At 72.0% G+C, this 20,262-nt stretch carries 20 protein-coding genes; 12 read left to right on the top strand and 8 right to left on the bottom strand.

Going from position 1 to position 20,262, the window contains the following annotated elements:
* Positions 1 to 25: 25 nt before the first annotated feature.
* Complete coding sequence (locus tag BJ969_RS06185; RefSeq protein WP_184477885.1) at positions 26 to 1,504, bottom strand: alpha-amylase; 1,479 nt, start codon at positions 1,502 to 1,504, stop codon at positions 26 to 28.
* Positions 1,505 to 1,781: 277 nt separating this feature from the next.
* Between BJ969_RS06185 and BJ969_RS06180 the strand changes: the two genes are divergently transcribed.
* Positions 1,782 to 1,994, top strand: a complete 213-nt coding sequence (locus tag BJ969_RS06180; RefSeq protein WP_184477884.1) for an RNA-binding S4 domain-containing protein — start codon at positions 1,782 to 1,784, stop codon at positions 1,992 to 1,994.
* Positions 1,995 to 2,060: 66 nt separating this feature from the next.
* Here BJ969_RS06180 and BJ969_RS06175 read toward each other — a convergent pair whose 3' ends face one another.
* On the bottom strand, positions 2,061 to 2,423 hold the full coding sequence (locus tag BJ969_RS06175; RefSeq protein ID WP_184477883.1) for a HesB/IscA family protein: 363 nt from the start codon (positions 2,421 to 2,423) through the stop codon (positions 2,061 to 2,063).
* Between the two features lie 268 nt (positions 2,424 to 2,691).
* Between BJ969_RS06175 and BJ969_RS06170 the strand changes: the two genes are divergently transcribed.
* The 5 genes from BJ969_RS06170 to cobS all read left to right on the top strand — a co-directional run bounded on the left by BJ969_RS06170 (position 2,692) and on the right by cobS (position 7,210).
* Positions 2,692 to 3,330, top strand: coding sequence for a DUF3043 domain-containing protein (locus tag BJ969_RS06170; RefSeq protein ID WP_184477882.1), 639 nt, complete (start codon positions 2,692 to 2,694; stop codon positions 3,328 to 3,330).
* Between the two features lie 299 nt (positions 3,331 to 3,629).
* Positions 3,630 to 4,616 carry an aldo/keto reductase family protein gene (locus BJ969_RS06165; RefSeq protein WP_184477881.1) on the top strand — a complete coding sequence of 329 codons (987 nt, stop codon included), beginning with the start codon at positions 3,630 to 3,632 and terminating at the stop codon, positions 4,614 to 4,616.
* A gap of 110 nt (positions 4,617 to 4,726) precedes the next feature.
* Positions 4,727 to 5,287 carry a bifunctional adenosylcobinamide kinase/adenosylcobinamide-phosphate guanylyltransferase gene (cobU, locus tag BJ969_RS06160; protein WP_184477880.1) on the top strand — a complete coding sequence of 187 codons (561 nt, stop codon included), beginning with the start codon at positions 4,727 to 4,729 and terminating at the stop codon, positions 5,285 to 5,287.
* A 38-nt stretch (positions 5,288 to 5,325) separates the two neighbouring features.
* Positions 5,326 to 6,432: a nicotinate-nucleotide--dimethylbenzimidazole phosphoribosyltransferase gene (gene cobT / locus BJ969_RS06155; RefSeq protein WP_184477879.1), complete on the top strand. Its 1,107-nt coding sequence runs from the start codon at positions 5,326 to 5,328 to the stop codon at positions 6,430 to 6,432.
* A gap of 34 nt (positions 6,433 to 6,466) precedes the next feature.
* Positions 6,467 to 7,210, top strand: a complete 744-nt coding sequence (gene cobS / locus BJ969_RS06150; RefSeq protein WP_184477878.1) for an adenosylcobinamide-GDP ribazoletransferase — start codon at positions 6,467 to 6,469, stop codon at positions 7,208 to 7,210.
* Between the two features lie 220 nt (positions 7,211 to 7,430).
* Here cobS and BJ969_RS06145 read toward each other — a convergent pair whose 3' ends face one another.
* The 3 genes from BJ969_RS06145 to BJ969_RS06135 all read right to left on the bottom strand — a co-directional run bounded on the left by BJ969_RS06145 (position 7,431) and on the right by BJ969_RS06135 (position 10,037).
* Complete coding sequence (locus BJ969_RS06145; RefSeq protein ID WP_184477877.1) at positions 7,431 to 7,712, bottom strand: MoaD/ThiS family protein; 282 nt, start codon at positions 7,710 to 7,712, stop codon at positions 7,431 to 7,433.
* 13 nt (positions 7,713 to 7,725) lie between these two features.
* Positions 7,726 to 8,808: a WD40/YVTN/BNR-like repeat-containing protein gene (locus BJ969_RS06140; protein WP_184477876.1), complete on the bottom strand. Its 1,083-nt coding sequence runs from the start codon at positions 8,806 to 8,808 to the stop codon at positions 7,726 to 7,728.
* 125 nt (positions 8,809 to 8,933) lie between these two features.
* On the bottom strand, positions 8,934 to 10,037 hold the full coding sequence (locus tag BJ969_RS06135; RefSeq protein WP_184477875.1) for a branched-chain amino acid aminotransferase: 1,104 nt from the start codon (positions 10,035 to 10,037) through the stop codon (positions 8,934 to 8,936).
* Between the two features lie 157 nt (positions 10,038 to 10,194).
* Here BJ969_RS06135 and BJ969_RS06130 point away from each other — a divergent pair, with 157 nt between their 5' ends.
* On the top strand, positions 10,195 to 10,488 hold the full coding sequence (locus tag BJ969_RS06130; protein WP_184477874.1) for a hypothetical protein: 294 nt from the start codon (positions 10,195 to 10,197) through the stop codon (positions 10,486 to 10,488).
* Positions 10,489 to 10,531: 43 nt separating this feature from the next.
* Here BJ969_RS06130 and BJ969_RS06125 read toward each other — a convergent pair whose 3' ends face one another.
* Together BJ969_RS06125 and BJ969_RS06120 are read right to left on the bottom strand one after the other, a co-directional pair.
* Positions 10,532 to 11,200, bottom strand: a complete 669-nt coding sequence (locus BJ969_RS06125) for a DUF402 domain-containing protein (RefSeq protein ID WP_184477873.1) — start codon at positions 11,198 to 11,200, stop codon at positions 10,532 to 10,534.
* 7 nt (positions 11,201 to 11,207) lie between these two features.
* Positions 11,208 to 12,491, bottom strand: a complete 1,284-nt coding sequence (locus BJ969_RS06120) for an APC family permease (protein ID WP_343071253.1) — start codon at positions 12,489 to 12,491, stop codon at positions 11,208 to 11,210.
* Positions 12,492 to 13,107: 616 nt separating this feature from the next.
* Between BJ969_RS06120 and BJ969_RS06115 the strand changes: the two genes are divergently transcribed.
* Both BJ969_RS06115 and BJ969_RS06110 read left to right on the top strand, forming a co-directional pair.
* The gene (locus tag BJ969_RS06115) at positions 13,108 to 14,595 is read left to right on the top strand and encodes a leucyl aminopeptidase (protein ID WP_184477872.1); all 1,488 of its coding nucleotides are present in this window, start codon (positions 13,108 to 13,110) and stop codon (positions 14,593 to 14,595) included.
* 141 nt (positions 14,596 to 14,736) lie between these two features.
* The gene (locus tag BJ969_RS06110) at positions 14,737 to 15,246 is read left to right on the top strand and encodes an OsmC family protein (RefSeq protein WP_343071252.1); all 510 of its coding nucleotides are present in this window, start codon (positions 14,737 to 14,739) and stop codon (positions 15,244 to 15,246) included.
* Here BJ969_RS06110 and BJ969_RS06105 read toward each other — a convergent pair.
* Positions 15,243 to 15,584: an oxidoreductase gene (locus tag BJ969_RS06105; RefSeq protein ID WP_184477871.1), complete on the bottom strand. Its 342-nt coding sequence runs from the start codon at positions 15,582 to 15,584 to the stop codon at positions 15,243 to 15,245. The genes BJ969_RS06110 and BJ969_RS06105 overlap by 4 nt on opposite strands.
* 310 nt (positions 15,585 to 15,894) lie before the next feature.
* Here BJ969_RS06105 and lpdA point away from each other — a divergent pair, with 310 nt between their 5' ends.
* The 3 genes from lpdA to BJ969_RS06090 all read left to right on the top strand — a co-directional run bounded on the left by lpdA (position 15,895) and on the right by BJ969_RS06090 (position 20,087).
* Positions 15,895 to 17,265, top strand: coding sequence for a dihydrolipoyl dehydrogenase (gene lpdA, locus BJ969_RS06100; RefSeq protein WP_184477870.1), 1,371 nt, complete (start codon positions 15,895 to 15,897; stop codon positions 17,263 to 17,265).
* A gap of 66 nt (positions 17,266 to 17,331) precedes the next feature.
* Entirely contained in the window at positions 17,332 to 19,071 is a 1,740-nt protein-coding gene (gene sucB / locus BJ969_RS06095) for a 2-oxoglutarate dehydrogenase, E2 component, dihydrolipoamide succinyltransferase (protein ID WP_184477869.1), read from the top strand.
* Between the two features lie 128 nt (positions 19,072 to 19,199).
* Positions 19,200 to 20,087 (top strand): TIGR01777 family oxidoreductase, encoded by an 888-nt coding sequence (locus BJ969_RS06090; protein ID WP_184477868.1) that lies wholly within the window; start codon positions 19,200 to 19,202, stop codon positions 20,085 to 20,087.
* Positions 20,088 to 20,262 lie beyond the last annotated feature (175 nt).

Raw genomic sequence — 20,262 nt, 5'->3', positions numbered from 1 at the left:
CGCCGTGGCACCCCGCGCGCGCAGATCAGCTCAGCTTCGCACCCGCGTGCAGCGCGACACCCGAGTTGCCCTGCACCGTCGTGGTGACGGTGCCGTCGTCCTGGACCTGCGCGGTGGCGCCGGTGCAGGAACCGTTCTCCAGCGCACCGGACATCACGTCGCAGTACGTCCCGGCGGGCAGCGAGGTCTGGAACTGCTGCTCCGACATCTCGCCGTCCTCCCGGTTGATCACGACGAAGCCGGCGTCACCGCGGCCGAACGCGATCCGGCCGGAACCGTCGTCCCACCAGTTCGTCAGCTCCTTGCCCTGCACGGCCTGGTGGAACCCGGCCATGCCGGCGATGATCGGCCGCTGGTGCTCGCACACCCACGCCTGGTCGGCGCAGTCCGCGGGGCTGGTCCGGCCGTCCTCGCTCGCGGGCGGCCCGGCGTCCGGGTCGTCGAAGGCGAAGCTGGAGATCAGCTGCGGCGTGCCGTACGGGTAGGCGAGCATGAACGCGTTCGCCAGGTCGTAGGAGACGCCGTCCTTGTAGGTCAGCGTCGGCTCGCTGCGCTGCGTGTCGTGGTTGTCGATGAACACCACGGCCTGGTCGCTCGGCAACGTCATCTCGTCCGGCACGTTCGCCAGCTGGGCCAGCGAGCCGTCCTTGAACGCGTTGCTGACCTTGTGGTGGTAGGCGAACTCGGTGACGTCGCCGTTGCCGGAGTACTCACCGGCCGACGTCGTCTGGTCGGCGATGACCTCCTGGAACATGTACGGCTTCGCGCCGGTGTCCGGGACCTCGTTGAGGTTGCCGAAGATCGCGCCGACGTCCTCGGGCGGCATGTGCTTCACGCCGTCCACCCGGAATCCGGAGACGCCGAGGCTGATCAGGTCGTTGAGGTACCCGATCTCGGCGGACCGCACGTAGTCGGTGCCGGTCTTGAGGTCCGAGAGCCCCACGAGCTCGCAGTTGCGGACCTCCCACTGGTCGTCGTAGTTCGCGATGTCGCGGCGGCAGTCGCTGAAGTCGGCATCGCTGTACAGACCGGGGTAGTCGTACTTCGAGTGCGTCGTGCCCGCGCTGCCGACGGCGTCGCTGGCCGCCATGTGGTTCACCACGGCGTCCGCGTAGATCTCCACCCCGGCGTCGTTGCAGGCGGAGACCATCGAGGCGAACTGCTCGCGGTCGCCGCGCCGGGTCTCCAGCTGGTAGCTCACCGGCTGGTAGTCCTGGTACCACGGGTGGTTCATGCCGTCGAGCTGCACGTGCTCCTGGGGCGGCGAGACCTGGACGGCGCCGAACCCCTTCGGGCCGAGCGTGCTGCGACATTCCTGCGCGATCGAGTCCCAGGGCCACTGGAACATCTGCACGATCGGGCCGGACACCGGCGCCGTGGCCGGAGCGGGAGCCGCGGCCGGAGCAGGGGCGGGGGCGGGGGCTGCCGGAGTCACGGCAGCGGCGGCGGGCACGGCGGCCACACCCGCGAACGCGGCCGTCAGAGCTAGTACGGGTAATCGCATCCGGACAACTTTCTCGATTGAGGAACCGTCCGGTGATCACATGTTCTTTCGCCTTGTTCAGTCAATGCGCCATTGGAACCAGCGCTGAGCTGCTCTTATGTTCGCAAATTCTTGCAACCGCCGTGCTCGGCCGCTGGTGGCGGCTTCGGCGCGCACGACCGGAGGCCGCGCAGGCGCCCTCGCCCCCGACGTGAGCCGCGCTACTCGCACCCCCGCGCCGCCGGTTATCGCCGCCCGTCCACCGGTGCGCGTGCACGCTCGGCGGAGAATGCGGGGCATGCATGATGTGGAGATCCGGGAAGGCACGATCCGGCTGGGCCAGCTGCTGAAGCTGGCGGGGCTCGCCGAGCACGGAGCGGACGCGAAAGCCCTGCTCGAAGAAGGCGAAGTGCTGGTCAACGACGAGGTCGAGACCCGGCGGGGACGTCAGCTCGCGCCCGGCGACCGGATCGCCCTCGGCGACGAGGTCGTGCGGGTCGTGGCCCGCTGATCACCCGCGCACGCGAACGGCCCGGTCCCTGTCCGGGAGCCGGGCCGTCGTGAGCGCTGGAGCGGGTCAGTGGAAGGAGTCGCCGCAGGCGCAGGAGCCGCCCGCGTTCGGGTTGTCGATCGTGAAGCCCTGCTTCTCGATGGAGTCGACGAAGTCGATGACCGCGCCTTCCACGTACGGGGCGCTCATCCGGTCGACGACCACGTCGAGGCCTTCGAAGCCACGCCGCGCGTCGCCGTCGAGCGAACGCTCATCGAAGAACAGCTGGTAGCGCAGGCCCGCGCAGCCACCGGGCTGGACGGCGATGCGCAGGTGCATGTCATCGCGGCCCTCCTGCTCCAACAGCGCCTTGGCCTTCTGCGCCGCGGAGTCGGTCAAGGTGACACCGTGCTCGGGCGCCTCGCTCTCGATCGTGGTCTGGGCGGTCATGACTCTCCCTAGAGGTCTCGCTCGTCCGCTTCCGGCGTGACGTCCAACGTCGGCGCCGACCCGAGTTATTCCTGCCGACGCGGGTCGGCGGAACGATGACTCGGGAGGCGAGTCGTGTTGGTCTACCTGCCTCCATGGTGGCACAGACCGCGCCGATTCCCGCGCGAACGTCCCCGCATGTGGACGACCCCACTCGCGGAACCGACGACCTCCGGTCGAACGCACGGTCACGTGCGCCCGCTCGAGTGGCGTCGAATACCCTGGAGGTGTGAGGTTCCTTCGCCGTAGCAGCGCTGAGCAGACCGCGACCGACGACTCTCCCGCCGAGAGCACCGACGTCGGTTCGGAATCCGCCCGCGATCGCACTCCCGGCAAGGGGCGGGCCACTCCGAAGCGCCGCGAGGCCGAGAACCGCCGCCGCGGCCCGGTGGCGCCGCCGCCGAAGACGCAGCGCGAGGCGATGAAGCGCGCTCGCGGCAACAAGGAGGAACGCCGCAAGGCCTCCCGCGAACGCCGCGAGCGGATGATGGCCGGCGACGACCGCTACCTCATGCCCCGCGACCGCGGCCCGGTGCGCGCCCACGTGCGCGACATCGTGGACACCCGCAGGCACATGATGGGCATGTTCATGCCGCTGGTGCTGATCGTGTTCGTCACCACGCTGGTGCAGAACGTCCTCGTCCAGCAGTACGCCACCTTGGCGTGCCTGGTGCTGCTGCTGACGATGCTGTTCGAGGGCACCTTGCTGGGGCGCGCGGTGAACAAGCGGGTGCGCGCGAAGTTCCCGGACGCGACCGACCGCCCGCTGTCGCTGGGCTGGTACGCCTTCACCCGCGCGATGCAGCTCCGCCGCCTGCGCGTCCCGCGCCCCCGCCTCACCCCGAAGGACTTCCACAAGATCGGCTGACCAAGGCTGTTTTTGAGCTTGGCTTGAGTAGCCGTCGCTTAGCGGAACCTCAGCGGCTTCCTCGCTGCGGGATCGATTTCTCATGTAGCACCCCTGCACAGCGAAATCGCTGTCCTCACGAGGAAACCGCTGAGAACCCGCCGATGGTCGTCTTGCTCAAGCTGGTCACTGCTCAGCGGCTCCGCCGCTGACAGGACAAACGATCAAGGGCGCCGCTCAGCTGGAAGGCGGAGGGCGAAGACGGGCGGGTGCGGTTCCGCCACCCGCTCCGCACGGCCGAATCCCCCTAGGATTCCGGCATGGAGTTTCGACGGCTCGGCAGCAGTGGCCTGTCCATCAGTGAGATCGCCTACGGCAACTGGCTGACGCACGGTTCCCAGGTCGAGGAGGACGCCGCGCGCGCCTGCGTGCGTGCCGCGCTCGACGCGGGCATCACCACCTTCGACACCGCCGACGTGTACGCGCAGACCAGGGCCGAGTCGGTGCTCGGGCGGGCGCTGTCCGGGCAGCGGCGGGAAGGCCTGGAGATCTTCACCAAGGTCTACTTCCCCACCGGCGACGGGCCGAACGATCGCGGCCTGGGGCGCAAGCACGTCATCGAGTCCTGCAACGCCTCGCTGACCCGGCTGCAGACCGACTACGTCGACCTCTACCAGGCGCACCGGTTCGACCCCACGGTGCCGCTGGAGGAGACGATGAGCGCGTTCGCGGACCTGGTCCGGCAGGGCAAAGCGCTCTACATCGGCGTCTCCGAGTGGACCGCCGAGCAGCTCACCCGCGGCGCCGAACTGGCACGCGAGCTGTCGGTGCCGCTGATCTCGAACCAGCCGGAGTACTCGATGCTGTGGCGCGTCATCGAGTCCCAGGTGGTGCCCGCCAGCGAACGGGAGGGCATCGGCCAGATCGTCTTCTCCCCGATCGCCCAGGGCGTGCTGACCGGCAAGTACCTGCCGGGCGAGCAGCCGCCCGCCGGTTCGCGGGCGACCGACGAGGGCGGCGGTTCCTCGATGATCTCCCGGTGGATGCGCGACGACGTGCTGGGCGCGGTGCAGCGGCTCAAGCCGATCGCGAGCGACCTGGGGTTGTCCACCGCCCAGCTCGCCGTGGCGTGGGTGCTGCAGAACCCGAACGTCTCGGCGGCGATCATCGGCGCGTCCCGGCCGGAGCAGGTCGCCGACAACGCCGCCGCCTCCGGCGTGGAGCTCGGCGAGGACGTGCTGGACCGCATCGACGACGTGCTCGGCGAGCTCGTCACCGGCGATCCGCGCCGGACCCGGTCGCACTGACCGCACCGGCGTCGTGAGCTGTCCCCCGGATCACCCGCCGAGGACCTCCGCGGGTGATCGGGGACGGGTACGGTTCGACCAGCCGCTCACCCGAACGCAGGAGGTCCCCGGTGTCCGCGTCCACCCCCGCGCGCACGCTGGTGCTCGGTGGTGCCCGGTCCGGGAAGTCCGCGCACGCCGAAGGTCTCGTCGACGCGGACGAGTCCGTCAGCTACGTCGCGACCTCCCGCCGCGACCCGGCCGACGCCGAGTGGACCGAGCGCATCGCCGCGCACGTCGCCCGCAGGCCCGCGCACTGGACCACCGTCGAGGCGGCGGCCCCCGACTCGTTGATCACCGCGCTGCGCGGGGCGTCCCCGGACGGGCCGACGCTGCTGGTGGACGACCTGGCGACCTGGCTCACCGGCGCGCTCGACGACGCGGGCGCCTGGGAGCGCGACCCGGCGGCGCTGCGGCAGGTCGACGCGCACTGCGCCGCGCTCGCCGACGCCACCGCCGCCTGCGCTGCCCGGCTGGTGCTGGTCTCGGCCGAGGTCGGACTCGGCATCGTGCCCGCGACCAGGTCTGGAAGACTTTTCCGCGACCGGCTCGGCGAGCTCAACGCGCGGCTCGCCGAACGCTGCGACGAAGTGCTGCTGCTCGTCGCCGGTGTCCCGCTGCGGTTGCGCTGACCCCCTGCCCGCGCCCGCACCGACCACGGAGGTAACCCTTGTCCACCGCACCCGAGAACACCCCGATCCGGTTCGGCGCCGTGCAGTCCCCGGACGACCAGGCGCGGCGGCAGGCGGTGGCCCGGCAGGAGCAGCTCACCAAACCGGCCGGTTCCCTGGGGAGGCTGGAGGAGCTCGGCGTGTGGGTCGCGAGCCGCCAGGGCACCTGCCCGCCGCGCGCGTTCACCCGTCCCCGCGTGGTGATCTTCGCCGGGGACCACGGGGTCGCCGAGCACGGCGTGTCGGCCTACCCCAGCGAGGTCACCGGCCAGATGGTGCGCAACTTCCTCGACGGCGGCGCCGCGGTGAACGCGCTGGCCCGCGCGAACGGGGCCACGGTGCGGGTGCTGGACATGGCGGTGAACGCGGAGACGCCGCAGGTCGTCGCCGCCCGCAAGGTCCGCCGCGGCTCCGGCGCGATCGACCGCGAGGACGCGCTCACCGAGGACCAGGTGCGGGCCGCGATCGAAGCGGGCCGCGACACCGCCGACGAGGAGATCGACTCCGGCGCGGACCTGCTCATCGCTGGAGACATGGGCATCGGCAACACGACGCCCGCGGCCGTGCTCATCGCCGCGCTCACCGGCATCGAACCGGTCGCCGTCGTGGGGCGCGGCACGGGCATCGACGACAACGCGTGGATGCGCAAGACCGCCGCGATCCGCGACGCGCTGCGCCGCGCCCGGCCGGTCCTCAACGACCCGGTGGCGCTGCTGCGCACGTCCGGTGGCGCGGACATCGCCGCGCTGGCCGGGTTCCTCGCGCAGGCCGCGGTGCGGCGCACCCCGGTGCTGCTGGACGGCGTCGTCGTCGGTGCGGCGGCGATGGTCGCCGAGGAGCTCACACCCGGCGCGCGGCAGTGGTGGCTGGCCGGGCACCGCTCGGCGGAGCCGGGTGGCGCGCTGGTGCTCGAACACCTCGACCTGAGCCCGATCCTCGACCTGGAGCTGCGGCTCGGCGAGGGGTCCGGCGCCTTGACCGCGCTGCCGGTGCTGTCGGCCGCGGTGCACGTGCTCGCCGAGATGGCCACGTTCGGCGAAGCCGGGGTCGGCGGCCCGACCTCCGCCGAAGCCACCGGCCCGGACGCGGGCGAGCAAGAGCTGTGACGGTGCACGCGCTCGGCGGCTCGGCGGGCTCGCGGTGAACGGTCTGCTGCTGGCGCTGTCCTGGCTGACGGTGCTGCCCCTTCCCGCCCGCGAAGTCGACGCCCGCGCCTGCCGCCAGGCGATCGCGCTGGCACCGCTGGTGGGCGCGCTGCTCGGCGCGTTCGGCGCGGCCCTGCTGTGGGCGCTGACCGCGCTCGGCGCCCCCGGCCTGCTCGCCGGGCTGCTCACCGTGGCGGCGTGGGCGCTGGTCACCCGGGGCATGCACGTGGACGGGCTCGCCGACACCGTCGACGGCCTCGGTTGCTACGGACCGCCGGAGCGGGCGCTGTCGGTGATGCGCGACGGCGGCGCGGGCCCGTTCGCGGTGGTCGCGCTGATCGTCGTCGTCGGGGTCCAGGCGAGCGCGCTCGCGGAACTCGCGGCGTCCGGGCAGTGGTTCGCGGCGATCGCGGCCTGCGCGGTGGGCCGGGCCGCGTTCGTGTTCTGCTGCCGCCGCGGGCTGCCCGCCGCACGCCCGGAAGGCATGGGCTCGCTGGTCGCGGGCACCCAGCCGTGGTGGGTGGTGGCCGCGTGGTGGGTCGTGCTGCTGGTGGGGTGCGCGTTCGCGCTGCCCGGCGCGTGGTGGCTCGGACCGGTGGCGGTGCTGCTGGCGGGCGCGTTCCTGCTGGTGTTCACCGCGCACGTGCGGCGGCGGTTCGGCGGCGTCACCGGCGACGTCCTCGGCGCCGCCACCGAGCTCACCACCACCCTCGTGCTCGCGGTGTCGGTCCTCGGCTGAAGCGGTCGTCCTGTCGGCGGCGAAAACCGTCGAACGGTGACCACCTGCGCAGCGGGGTCCGCGGAATCCGCCTTTGATCTTGGCCAGGGGTCGAGTAGCGGACCCTCAGCGGCTCGGACGAGGAGCGCAGCTCATCTGAAAGCCGAATCGAAGACGCCGGTTCTTTCCGGAGAAATCCAGCAGCGAGGCGACCGCGCTCCACCCGTCCAGGAACGACTCCTCACCCTCCGGCGATCGACGGGATGATCCTGATCTCCGTGCCCTCCCGCACCCGCGACGCGGCACCGTCGAGCGACCGGCATTCCGCGTCGTCCAAGTAGAAGTTGACGTAGCGCCGCAAGGCGCGGCTCTCGTCCCGCAGCCGCCGTTCCAAACCGGGATGCCGCCGGCCCAGCACGTCGAGCACGCCCCCGAGCGTGGCGTCCTGCACCTCGATCTCCAACCGCTGCGCGCCGTCCGCGTGCTCGCGCAGCAGCCGCGGCAGCAACACCGTCACCCGCATCGCCACCACCACCTCACACGACCGCCGAGCGCAGCGACAGCACGTCGGGCAGGTGGCTCGCGACCTGCCGCCAGTCGTCGCCGTCACCGCTGCCCGCGTACACCTCGCCGCTGCGGGAGCCGAAGTACACCCCGGCCGGATCCGCGTCGTCCACGCACAGCGCGTCGCGCATCACCGCCGACCAGAACCGGTCCGGCAACCCCCGCGACAGCGCCGTCCACGACTCCCCCGCGTCCTCGCTGCGGTAGACGCGGCACCGCCCGTCCGGCGGGTAGCGCGTCGTGTCGGCGGTCAGCGGGAACCCGTACACGACGTCGGGGCGGTGCGGGTGCGTGACGATCGGAAAGCCGAAGTCGCTGGGCAGGCCGTCGGCGATGGACTGCCAGGTCGCCGCGTCGTCGTCGCTGCGGTAGACGCCGTGGTGGTTCTGCAGGAAGAACCGCTCCGGCTTCGCCGGGTGCCGGGCGATCTTGTGCACGCACTGGCCGAACTCCGGGTACTGGTCCGGGTAGAAGTAGGCCTTGATGCCGGTGTTGCTCGCCTGCCAGCTGCGACCGCCGTCGGCCGTCCGGTAGACGCCGCCCGCGGACATCGCCACCACCGCGCGCTCGCGGTCGTGCGGGTGCGGCAGCACGGTGTGCACCGCCATCCCCCCGAAACCCGGTGTCCAGTGCTCGCGGTGCGGGTGGTCCCACAGGCCGCGCACCAGCTCGAACGTTCGGCCGCGGTCCTCCGACCGGAACAGCGCCGACGGCTCCGTCCCCGCGTAGACCACGTCGGGCTGGTCCACCGGTCCCGGCGCGAGCTGCCACACCCGTTCCAGGGCGGCCCCGGTGCCGTCGGGGAACGCGATCGGCGCCGCCTCCGGCTCCTGCCAGGTGGCTCCGAGGTCGTCGCTGGTCACGACGCTGGGTCCGAAGTGCGTGCTGGAGGCGCCGACGAGCAGCCGCGGCGCGCTCCGCGTGTCCACGGCGACGGCGTAGATCTCGGCCATCGGCAGGTGCGGTCCGGTGACCTCCCAGTCCGCGCCGCCGCGGCGGTGCGCCAGCCACAGCCCCTTGCGAGTGCCGATCAAGAGCAGAACGTGGTTCGACATGTCCGTCTCCCCCATGTGGTGATGCGAGTCACCTGGAAGCTACTCCGGGGCACCGACGGCCACTCGGGCCGAAAGCAACGACACCCTCCCCGACCTGCGGAGAGGGTGTCGTCGGAAGCGGGACGTCAGGCCAGCGGGACCATCCAGCCGTGCTCGTCGGCGGCGGTGCCCTGCTGGATGGCGGTGAGCCGGTCGCGCAGCCGCATCGTCACCTCGCCGGCCTGGCCGTCGGCGATGCCGAACTCGCCGTCCTGGTGCTTCACGTGTCCGACGGGGGTGATCACGGCGGCGGTGCCGCAGGCGAACACCTCGGTGAGCTCACCGGAGCGGGCGCGCTTCTCCCACTCGTCGGTGGTGATCCGGCGCTCCTCCACGGTCAATCCCAGGTCCGCGCCCAGCTGGAGCACCGAGGAGCGGGTGACGCCGGGCAGCAGGCTGCCGGACAGCTCCGGCGTGACCAGGCGCGCGTCGGAACCGGAGCCGAAGACGAAGAACAGGTTCATCCCGCCCATCTCCTCGACCGCGCGGCGCTCCACCGCGTCCAGCCACACCACCTGGTCGCAGCCGTTCTCCACGGCCTGGGCCTGCGCGACGAACGAGGCCGCGTAGTTGCCCGCGAACTTGGCCGCGCCGGTGCCGCCGGGTGCGGCCCGCACGTACTCGTGGCCGAGCCACACCGTGACCGGCTTGACGCCGCCGGAGAAGTACGAGCCCGCGGGCGAGGCGATCACCGAGTACAGGTACTCGTTCGCCGGGCGGTTCACGCCGAGGCTGACCTCGGTGGAGATCATGAACGGCCGCAGGTACAGCGAGCTCTCCCCGGCCTCCGGCACCCACGCGCGGTCGACGTCGATCAGGTCGCGCAGCGAGTCGAGGAACACCTGCTCGGGCAGTTCCGGCATCGCGATGCGCCGCGCCGAGCGCTGGAAGCGCTGCGCGTTCTGCTCCGGGCGGAACGCCGCGATGGCTCCGTCGGGCTGCCGGTAGGCCTTCAAGCCCTCGAAGATCGCCTGCGCGTAGTGCAGCACCGTCGTGGCGGGGTCGAGTTCGAGCGAGTGGTACGCCTCGATCTTCGCGTCGTACCAGCCGCGCTCCGCGGAGAACCGCACGGTCGCCATGTGATCGGTGAAGAACTTCCCGAATCCGGGATTCGCCAGTACGTCCGCGCGGTGCGCCTCGGTGGCGGGATGCGAACTGGGGAACCGGGAGAACGAGAGTTCTTCTGTCATGCCGGTACCGTATCGCGCGGCTCAGAACAGTGGAAACCGGTATACCAGTGGTCGGTCCTCCTAGTTTTCCGGGCTCAGCGACGGCATTCGTACCGGTCCCGCTACGAAGCGGGCGAAGCCGTACCTGATGATCGCGGCGTCGCTCTATGATGGACACATGACTCACCCGGAGAACCTGCCCGTGAGCGGGCCGACGACGGTCCAGCAGGACACGCTGGCCGCCGCACTGGGCCTGCTGATGCCGTTGGGCGGCGGACTGCTCGTCATGTGGGGCTACGCCTGGCTGGGCGTGTTCGGCGGGATTCTCGGTGCCGCCGGTGTCGCCTGGTGGGGTTTCTGGTGGTACGGCAAGCACAAGACGCTGTTCCCGAAGGACCTGCGCGGCGGCCAGGTGGGCGGCATCGCGGCCCTCGCGGCGGTGTTCGGCCTGTTCTTCTTCCTGGCCCTCTGATCCGAGCGCGCCGCGAGCCCGTGGCTCAGCGGCCCTCGGCAGGTCAGGACACCAGGTCCTCGGGCAACGAGGGCAGCGGCCAGGCGGGATCCGGGCGGGCGTCGCAGTAGGTGCCGTCGAACGGGAACCTGCCGCGTTCGGCGAGGTGCGCCATCCGCTCGCCCTCCGCGCGCAACCGGCTCAGCCGCGCCTGGTCGATGCGGCCCGCGGTGAGCGCCGAGCTCAGCTCGTCCTCGTCCTTCCAGGCCCACTCGCCGCCGGGGAAGACCTCCAGGTCCAGCACGCCGTCGACGCGGTTCACGCCGGTCTCGTCGCGGCCGAGCGGCACCTCGAGGTTCACGTACCAGTTGCGGAACGTGCCGTCGGCCTCGAAGAACCACCACACCGACGACCAGTGCTCGGCGAACACGAGCCGCAGCGTGGCGGTGGTGTGCCAGACCGACAGCGCGGGCACCCGGACGCCGGAGAACCGCTCGTGCAGCGGGAGCTCGCGGGGTTTGCGGCCGTCCGGCGACGTGGTGATGCGGATCGGCGTGCCCGGCAGCACCCAGCACAGCACCCGGTCCGGGGCGTCGCTGACCACGCGCGCCGGGTGCACGGTGCCCAACGATCCGTCGAGCCGCCAGAACCGGTAGAGGATGTCCGATCCGGGCGCCCACTCCCCCGGGGCCGCGCCGAGCCGTGCACCACGTTCCGGACCGCTTTCGAGCATGCCGACCTCAACTCCAGCGCCGAGAGACCAGGCCCGCGAGCAACGGACCGGCGATGACCACCACGAGCGTTCCGAGCATCGCATGAACGGGCATGCTCATGGCCAGGATCACCGCCAATCCCATGCCCAGGCAGGCGGAACGCATCCGCCACACCTGGTCGTCGGCGAGCAGCACCCGCGCGGCGGCGTTGGCCAGCGCGTGGTGCACGAGCAGGCAGCACGAGGCGAACGCCATCGCGGGCACCGGCGGCACCAGCAGGGCCACCGCGGCCGCGGCGACGCCCGCGCACAGGTCCAGCAGGTACGGCGTCCCGGCGCGGCTCTCGCGGCCCAGCGCGGCGGGCAGGTCCTGATCGCGCTGCACCGCCAGCGCGGTGGAGCGCAACGACTCCAGGACGCCCAGCAGCACCGGGAACAGCGCGAGCCCCACGGCGGTGCCGACCATCGGCCGCAGCCGGCCCCCGGCCGCGGCGTCGAGCGCGTCGAGCAGCGGCTGCCCGGAAAGTGCCAGCCGCGCCGGGCCGAGCTGGTGCAGCAGCGCCCAGGCCAGCAGCGACACCACGACGCCGGTGACGACCAGGGAGGCGATGACGCCCCACTTCACGATCACGCCCCGGTGCCGGTCCCGTTCCTCGGCCGGGGCGGTGAGCCGTTCGAAGCCGAGGAAGCCGAAGAACAGCACGCCCGCGGCACCGGTGATCCCGATGGCGCCGTCCTCCTGCGCGGCGCCCATCGGCGGGGATTCGGGCGGCTCGATCGCGAAGCACACCGCGATCACCAGACCCACCACGGCCAGCGTGAGCAGCAGCCAGACCCAGGCGGCGGCGCCGCGGATCCGCAGTCCCGCGGTCGCGGCCAGCACGACGAGCAGCACGATCGCCGAGGAGATGACGGGTGGCGCGGCGGGCATCGCGTGCTCGGCGATCACCCTGGCGATCGCCGCCAGCGCCGCGACCTGGCCCGCCAGCGCGGTGGCGGCTCCGAACCGCGCGGGCAGCACGCCCAGCCGCGCGCGGATGCACGCGTATCCGGCGCCGGGGCCCCGGTAGCTCGCGGACTGGTGCGCCGAGGCGAGCGCGCTGCAGGCCACCGCGACCAGCACCAGCGGCACCGCGAGCAGCAGCAGCGGCCCGGCGGCGAGCGCGGCGGGCGCGATGCCGACGAACAGGCCCGCGCCGAGCATGCCGCCCAGCGCGAGCGGCAGCGCCGAGCCGATCGAGCGCCGGGCCCGCCCCCCGCCGACGGACTCCGCCGGTGAGCTCGCCGCTTGTTCCGCGACCTGTTGCGCCACCCGACCACCCTCGCAGAACGCCGTTTCCGCCGGCGGCCGTCCGCCGGTCGACATCGGCCGGGCGCACCCGTTCGGCGGCTCCGATCCCGGTGCCGCGCGGCCTCGGCGCACCCCGGCCTGCGGGGGCACAGCCTACGCATCGGGTCCGGCGGGCTTCGGCGGCTCAGCGGTCGCACGGCCCTCCGGCCTTCGTCGATCGTGCCACGCCATGTGGTGATCTCGTTCCGGAGAGTGCCCGCGCGTGCGCGGTCGTGCGTGCGTTCAGCCTGGTCATCGACTCCGCCACAAAAACGCCTCCGGGCCGGGTGACGTTCTTCCGGGCGAGTCCGAGCACGGCTGGTCACGGCTCCCGCCCGGCCGCGGGGACCGCCCCGACTTGAGCACATCGGGGGAAGTCGGAGGCCGAGCGGCCCGAGCACTGATCAACGCGGGGCTAAGCTCGGTGCACAACGGCGCGTCCGGTGCGCGAGCCCCGGACCGCCTCGCAGATCCACCTCGGCCCGCTGCTTCTAGAGTGGCGGGCGCGGGAAGGCCTCCGACCAGGTCAAGCCCGCCGGGGACCCGGTCCCCGCGTTCCACGCCCACCATCGACGGCGATTCGCCCGGAGGAACACACGTGAGCACGCCGAAACTCGCCCTCACCGACACCAAGGCCGCGAAGCTGACCGCGGACGTCCTGGTCATCGGCACCGTCTCCGGTGCCGACGGTCCGGAGATCGCGCCCGGCGGCGAGGAGGTGGCCGCGGCCTTCGACGGTGATCTGGCGAAGGTGCTCGCGACGCTCGGCGCCACCGGCAAGGCCGAAGAGGTCGTCAAGCTGCCCGCGAGCGGGCTGCGCGCGGACGTGCTGCTGGCCGTCGGCCTCGGCAAGATCACCGGCGACGCCCCCACCGGCGAGCAGGTGCGCCGCGCCGCGGGCTCCGCGGCCCGCGCCCTCAGCGGCATCGGCCACGCCGCGACCACGCTGGGCGCGCTGGACCTCGCCGCGACCGTGCAGGGCACCGTGCTGGGCGCCTACTCGTTCCGCAAGTACAAGTCCGAGCCCGGCGACGACCCGGTCGGCCAGGTCGACCTGATCGTGCCGGACGCGAAGGACGACGCGGCCAAGCACGCGCTCAAGGGCGGCACCGCGATCGGCGAGTCCGTCACCATCGCCCGCGACCTGATCAACACCCCGCCGAACGACCTGTTCCCCGCCTCGTTCGCCGAACGCGCGAGCGAGCTCGGCCGCTCCGCCGGGCTGGAGGTCGAGGTGCTCGACGAGGCGGCGCTGCGCAAGGGCGGCTTCGGCGGCATCCTCGGCGTCGGCGCCGGTTCGAGCCGCCCGCCGCGCCTGGTCCGGCTGCGGCACAAGGGCCCGAAGGCCGCGAAGAAGGTCGCGTTGGTCGGCAAGGGCGTCACCTTCGACACCGGCGGCATCTCGCTCAAGCCCGCGGCCTCCATGGACGAGATGACCTCGGACATGTCCGGCGCCGCCGCCGTGATCGCGACGATGGTGCTGGTCGCGAAGCTGAACTACCCGCTGGACGTGACCGCCACGGTGCCGATGGTGGAGAACATGCCCTCCGGCACCGCCTACCGGCCGGGCGACGTGCTGAGCATGTACGGCGGCAAGACCGTCGAGATCCTCAACACCGACGCCGAAGGCCGCCTGATCCTCGCGGACGCCATCGTGCGGGCCGCCGAGGACGAGCCGGACTACCTGATCGAGACGTCCACGCTCACCGGCGCGCAGGTCGTGGCGCTGGGCAAGCGCACGCCCGCGGTGATGGGCGACGAGGACTTCCGCGACCGGGTCGCGAAGCTCTCGCAGGCCACCGGTGAGGGCGCCTGGCCGATGCCGCTGCCCGAGGAGCTGCGCGGCGACCTGGACTCGAAGCTCGCCGACCTGGCCAACGTCGCCGGGCACCGCTGGGGCGGCATGCTCTCGGCGGGGCTGTTCCTGAAGGAGTTCGTCGCCGAGGGCCTGCCGTGGGCGCACATCGACGTGGCCGGTCCGGCGTACAACACGAACTCGCCGTGGGGCTACACCTCGAAGGGCGGCACCGGCGTCCCGGTGCGCACCATCGCGGCCGTGCTCGCCGACATCGCCGAGAACGGCTGACGCCGAGCCCGTGCTCTGCCCGGAGGCCCGTCGAGTGCGCTCGGCGGGCCTCCCGCGCGTCGCGACCCCGCCGGATCCGCTTTGTGAGGCGCATCTCAAAGGGATCACCACTGGCCGCACCCGCGATGCCAGGATGGGGTGGTGAGCGACTCCATCGAGCGGCAGCCGACCCCACCCGCGCCGGCGAGCCACGGTTTCGCGGTCGAAGTGGTGTGGACCGGCAACACCGGCGCGGGCACCAGCAGCTACCACAGCTACGAGCGGACCCACGAGGTGCGCGCGGAGGGCAAGAACCCCATCGAGGCGTCCGCGGACCCCGCGTTCCTCGGCGACTCCGACCGGTACAACCCGGAGGAGATGCTGATCGCCTCGCTGTCGCAGTGCCACATGCTGTGGTTCCTGCACTTGGCGGCGGACCACGGCGTGGTGGTGATCGGCTACCACGACCGGGCGCAGGGGGTGCTCGCGGAGAACGCCGACGGCTCCGGCCGGTTCCGCGAAGTCGTGCTCAGCCCCGAGGTGACCGTCGAGGACCTGGCCAGCGTGGACGTCGCGGAAGCGTTGCACGAACGGGCCCACGAGCTCTGCTACATCTCGAAGTCGGTGAACTTCCCGGTGCGCCTGGCCCCGTCCACCCGCGTCGCGAACTAGCCCAGGTCGCGGCGCCGCTCCCGGTCCCGTAAGACCCGCTGGCGGGCCTGGTAGTCGCGCATCCGCTGCGGGTAGCCGAGCTTCGCGACCTCGTAGCAGGGCAGCCCGTGCTTGCGGGCGAAGCGGAACGCCGCCTCGGGCCCGTTCACCCGGCGCCGGGTCCACTCGCCGTCGTGAGCGACCAGCAGGACCGTGGTCTCGGTGACCGTGGTTCGGGGTTCGACGAACGCTTCCACGCCGTGGCGCTGCTGGGCCCAGGCCCGCAAGTGATCGGAATCTCGGGAATCCGCGGGGCGGCCGGTGCCCCGCCTGCGGCGGAAACGATCGAACAGACCCACAGCATTCGCCTCCCCGAACCTGGAAGCCCGGCGGCTTCGGATTCGATTCACCCCTGGCACCGCCGGCACTCGGAACGCCTTCGAAAACCAGTGCTCCCGTTCGCGATGATGCCACCGGGCGCCTGTGACGAAGCTGAGAATCGTAAAAAACGATTCAGTGGTCTCGCGCACGTTCAAGCGATCAGAACGAGCCCACGTCGCGTCGTCCCTTCGGGTGGTGACAAGATGGCTGCCAGGTGTTCCGTGCCTCGCGCGACAGCCGGGACGGCGACACCTCAGCGATTCAACGATGGCTGTCGAGGAGTGCGAAGTGACCGACACGTCCGCCGATCTGGTCATTCTCGGCGGCGGTTCGGGCGGCTACGCCTGCGCTTTCCGCGCGGCTGAGCTGGGCCTGTCCGTCGTCCTCATTGAAAAGGACAAGCTCGGGGGGACTTGCCTGCACCGCGGGTGCATTCCCACCAAGGCTTTGCTGCACGCCGCGGAGATCGCCGACTCCGCGCGCGACGGCGATCAGTTCGGTGTCAAGACCTCCCTGGAGGGCATCGACATCGCGGGGGTGAACTCCTACAAGGACGGTGTCGTCGGCAAGCTCTACAAGGGCCTGCAGGGCCTGGCCAAGGCGCACAAGGTGACGCTGGTCGAAGGCGCGGGCACCCTGGTCGACGCGAACACCGTCGAGGTCGACGGCACCCGCTACACCGGCAAGAACATCGTGCTGGCCACCGGTTCGTACTCCAAGTCGCTGCCGGGCCTGGAGCTCGGCGGCCGGATCATCGCCAGCGAGCAGGCGCTGAACCTGGACTACGTGCCGGAGAAGGTCGTGGTGCTCGGCGGCGGCGTGATCGGCGTGGAGTTCGCCAGCGTGTGGCGCTCCTTCGGCGCCGAGGTCAGCATCGTCGAAGCCCTCCCGCACCTGGTGCCCAACGAGGACGAGTTCGCCTCCAAGCAGCTGGAGCGCGCGTTCCGCAAGCGCGGCATCAAGTTCAAGACCGGCGTGAAGTTCACCGGCGCCACCCAGACCGACTCCGGTGTCTCGGTGAGCCTGGAGAACGGCGACCAGCTCGACGCGGACCTGCTGCTGGTGGCCGTCGGCCGCGGACCGAACACCGCGGGCCACGGCTACGAGGAAGCGGGCATCAAGCTGGAGCGCGGTTTCGTCGTCACCGACGACCGCCTGCGCACCAGCCTCCCCGGCGTCTACGCGGTCGGCGACATCGTGCCCGGTCTGCAGCTGGCGCACCGCGGTTTCCAGCAGGGCGTGTTCATCGCCGAGGAGATCGCGGGCCAGAACCCGCAGGCCATCGATGAGGCCGGCATCCCGCGCGTCACCTACAGCCACCCCGAGGTCGCCTCGGTGGGCCTGACCGAGAGCGCCGCGAAGGACCAGTACGGCTCGGTGCAGACCTTCACCTACGACCTCGCGGGCAACGGCAAGAGCCAGATCCTCAAGACGGCGGGCGCGGTGAAGCTGGTCCGCGCCACCGACGGGCCGGTGCTCGGCCTGCACCTGGTCGGCGACCGGGTCGGCGAGCTCATCGGCGAAGCCCAGTTGATCTACAACTGGGAAGCGCTGCCGGAGGACGTGGCACCGCTGGTGCACGCCCACCCCACGCAGACCGAGGCCCTCGGCGAGGCGCACCTCGCCCTGGCGGGCAAGCCGTTGCACGTCCACGGCTGACCTGCCCCGGTCCGCAACCCGCACCAGCACAGCACCCCGCCACACCGCACGAGGAGTCAGCGACCGATGTCCTTCTCCGTCCAGATGCCCGCGCTAGGCGAAAGCGTCAGCGAGGGCACGATCACCCGGTGGCTCAAGCAGGTCGGCGACACCGTCGAGGTCGACGAACCCCTGCTGGAGGTCTCCACCGACAAGGTCGACACCGAGATCCCGTCCCCGGCCGCCGGTGTGCTGCAGCGCATCGTCGCCGAGGAGGACGACACGGTGGAGATCGGCGGCGAGCTCGCCGTCATCGGTGACAGCGCCGACGGCGGGTCCGCCGCACCCGCGCAGGAAGCGCCCGCCGCGGAGCCCGCACCCGCGCAGGAGTCCGCTCCGGCGGCTCCGGCCCAGGAGGCACCGGCCGCCGAGCAGCCCGCGGCTCCCGCTTCCGGCGGTTCGGCGCAGGGCACCGAGGTGCCGATGCCCGCGCTGGGCGAGAGCGTCAGCGAGGGCACGATCACCCGGTGGCTCAAGCAGGTCGGCGACACCGTCGAGGTCGACGAACCCCTGCTGGAGGTCTCCACCGACAAGGTCGACACCGAGATCCCCTCGCCGGTGGCGGGCACGCTGCTGGAGATCGCCGCGAACGAGGACGACACCGTCGAGGTCGGCGGCAAGCTGGCCGTCGTCGGCGAGCAGGGCGCCGCACCGGCGGCCCCGGCGCAGCCCGCGCCGGAACCCGCCCCTGCCGCTCCGGCTCCCGAGCCGACGCCGGAACCGGCCGCCGCGGCCCAGCCCGCAGCTCCGGCCGCGCCGGCCGCGCCGGCCCCGGCGAAGCCCGCCGAGCCCGCGCAGCCCGCGTCGTCGGCCCCGTCCGGGAGCACCCCGTACGTGACGCCGCTGGTGCGCAAGCTGGCCAACCAGCACGGCATCGACCTGTCCCAGGTCCAGGGCAGCGGCGTCGGCGGCCGCATCCGCAAGCAGGACGTGCAGGCCGCCGTGGACGCCGCGAAGTCGCGGCCCGCCGCCCCGGCGGCTCCGGCCGCGGCGAAGTCCAGCGCTCCGGCCCGGCAGGTCGAGCAGTCGGACGAGGCGGACGCGCTGCGCGGCACGACGCAGAAGATGTCCCGCCTGCGCCAGCTGTTGGCCCGCCGCATGGTCGAGTCGCTGCAGACCGCGGCGCAGCTGACCACGGTGATCGAGGTCGACGTGACCCGCATCGCCAAGCTGCGCCAGCAGGCGAAGGGCACCTTCGAGGCCGCGGAGGGCGTGAAGCTGTCCTTCCTGCCCTTCTTCGCGAAGGCCGCGACCGAGGCGCTCAAGCTGCACCCGAAGGTCAACGCCTCGGTCAACGAGGAGACCAAGGAGATCACCTACCACGCGGCCGAGCACCTGTCGGTCGCCGTGGACACGCCGCGCGGGCTGGTCTCGCCGGTGATCCACGACGCCGGGGACCTCAACCTCGGCGGGCTGGCCCGCAAGATCTCCGACGTGGCCGAGCGCACCCGGAACAACAAGCTCAAGCCCGACGAGCTCTCCGGTGGCACGTTCACGATCACCAACACCGGCAGCCGCGGCGCGCTGTTCGACACCCCGATCCTGAACCCCCCGCAGGTGGGCATGCTGGGCACGGGGACCGTCGTGAAGCGCCCCGTGGTGGTCTCGGACGACAACGGCGGCGACACCATCGCGATCCGCTCGATGGTGTACCTGGCGCTGTCCTACGACCACCGGCTGGTCGACGGTGCGGACGCGGCGCGGTTCTTGAGCACGCTCAAGCAGCGGCTGGAGGACGGCGCGTTCGAGGCCGACCTGGGCCTGTGACGCACCGGATGTGACATTTCCCGCGAAGGGCCGCTCACCTGCGGGTGGGCGGCCCTTCGTGCTGTCCGGGCGGCGCCGGTGCCGGGAAACCTGTCGCGCGCGGAAGATCATTGCGGGACGATCGGGGCATGCGCGTGGTTGTCGCCGGTTCGTCCGGGTTGATCGGCACGAGTCTCGTGGCCGCGTTGCGGCAGGGCGAGCACGAGGTGCGGCGGTTGGTGCGGCGGCGCCCGGAGGCACCCGACGAGCACGGCTGGGACCCGGCCGAGGACCTGCTCGACGAGGAGGCGCTGGCCGGTGCGGATGCGGTGGTGAACCTGTGCGGCGCCGGATTGGCGGACCGCCGCTGGAGCACCGAGCGCAAGGAGCTGCTGGTGTCCTCGCGGGTGGGGCCGACCGCGCTGCTGGCCGAGGCGGTGGCCCGGCACGGCGTGCCGACGCTGGTCAACGGGTCGGCGGTCGGCTTCTACGGCGACACCGGTGAGCTGCCGGTGACCGAGTCGTCGCCGCCGGGCTCCGGTTTCCTGGCGGACCTGTGCCGCCAGTGGGAGGCCGCGACCAGCCCTGCGGTGGGTGCGGGAGCTCGGGTGGTGCTGTCGCGCACCGGCTTGGTGATCGCGCCGGCGGGCGGTCTCATCGGCAGGCTCAAACCGCTGTTCTCGGTGCTGCTTGGAGCCAAGCTCGGCGACGGCGCGCAGTACATGCCGTGGATCTCGCTGGACGACGCGGTGGGCGCGCTGCGCTTCCTGGTGGAGCACGAGGACGTGTCGGGGCCGGTGAACCTGACCGGCCCGGCACCGGTGACGAACGCCGAGTTCACCCGCGAACTGGGCGCCGCCCTAGGACGCCCCGCGCCGTGGACGGTCCCCGAGTTCGTCCTGCGCACCGCCCTGGGCCAGGTAGCCGACGAGGCCCTGCTAGCAGGCCAACGCGCCCTCCCCCACCAACTCGACGAGCACGGCTACCCCTTCGCCCACCCCACCCTCGACGCAGCCCTGACCCCCATCACAGGCTGACCCCAACCCCACGGCGAAGCCGTGCCTTGCGGCCGAACACCGCCCCTCCCAACCGAACCCCGTGCATTGCGGCGAAGCCGTGCCTTGGGCGGCGAAGCAAGCCTGCCTTGCGGCGTAGCCGTGCCTGTATGTGCGAAGCACATAGCCCACGTCCCAAAGCCGACCACCCGCGGGT

The organism is Saccharopolyspora gloriosae, from assembly GCF_014203325.1.
In the GTDB taxonomy this organism is placed as follows: Bacteria; Actinomycetota; Actinomycetes; order Mycobacteriales; family Pseudonocardiaceae; genus Saccharopolyspora_C; species Saccharopolyspora_C gloriosae.
This window is presented reverse-complemented; position numbering and strand designations above follow the sequence as displayed.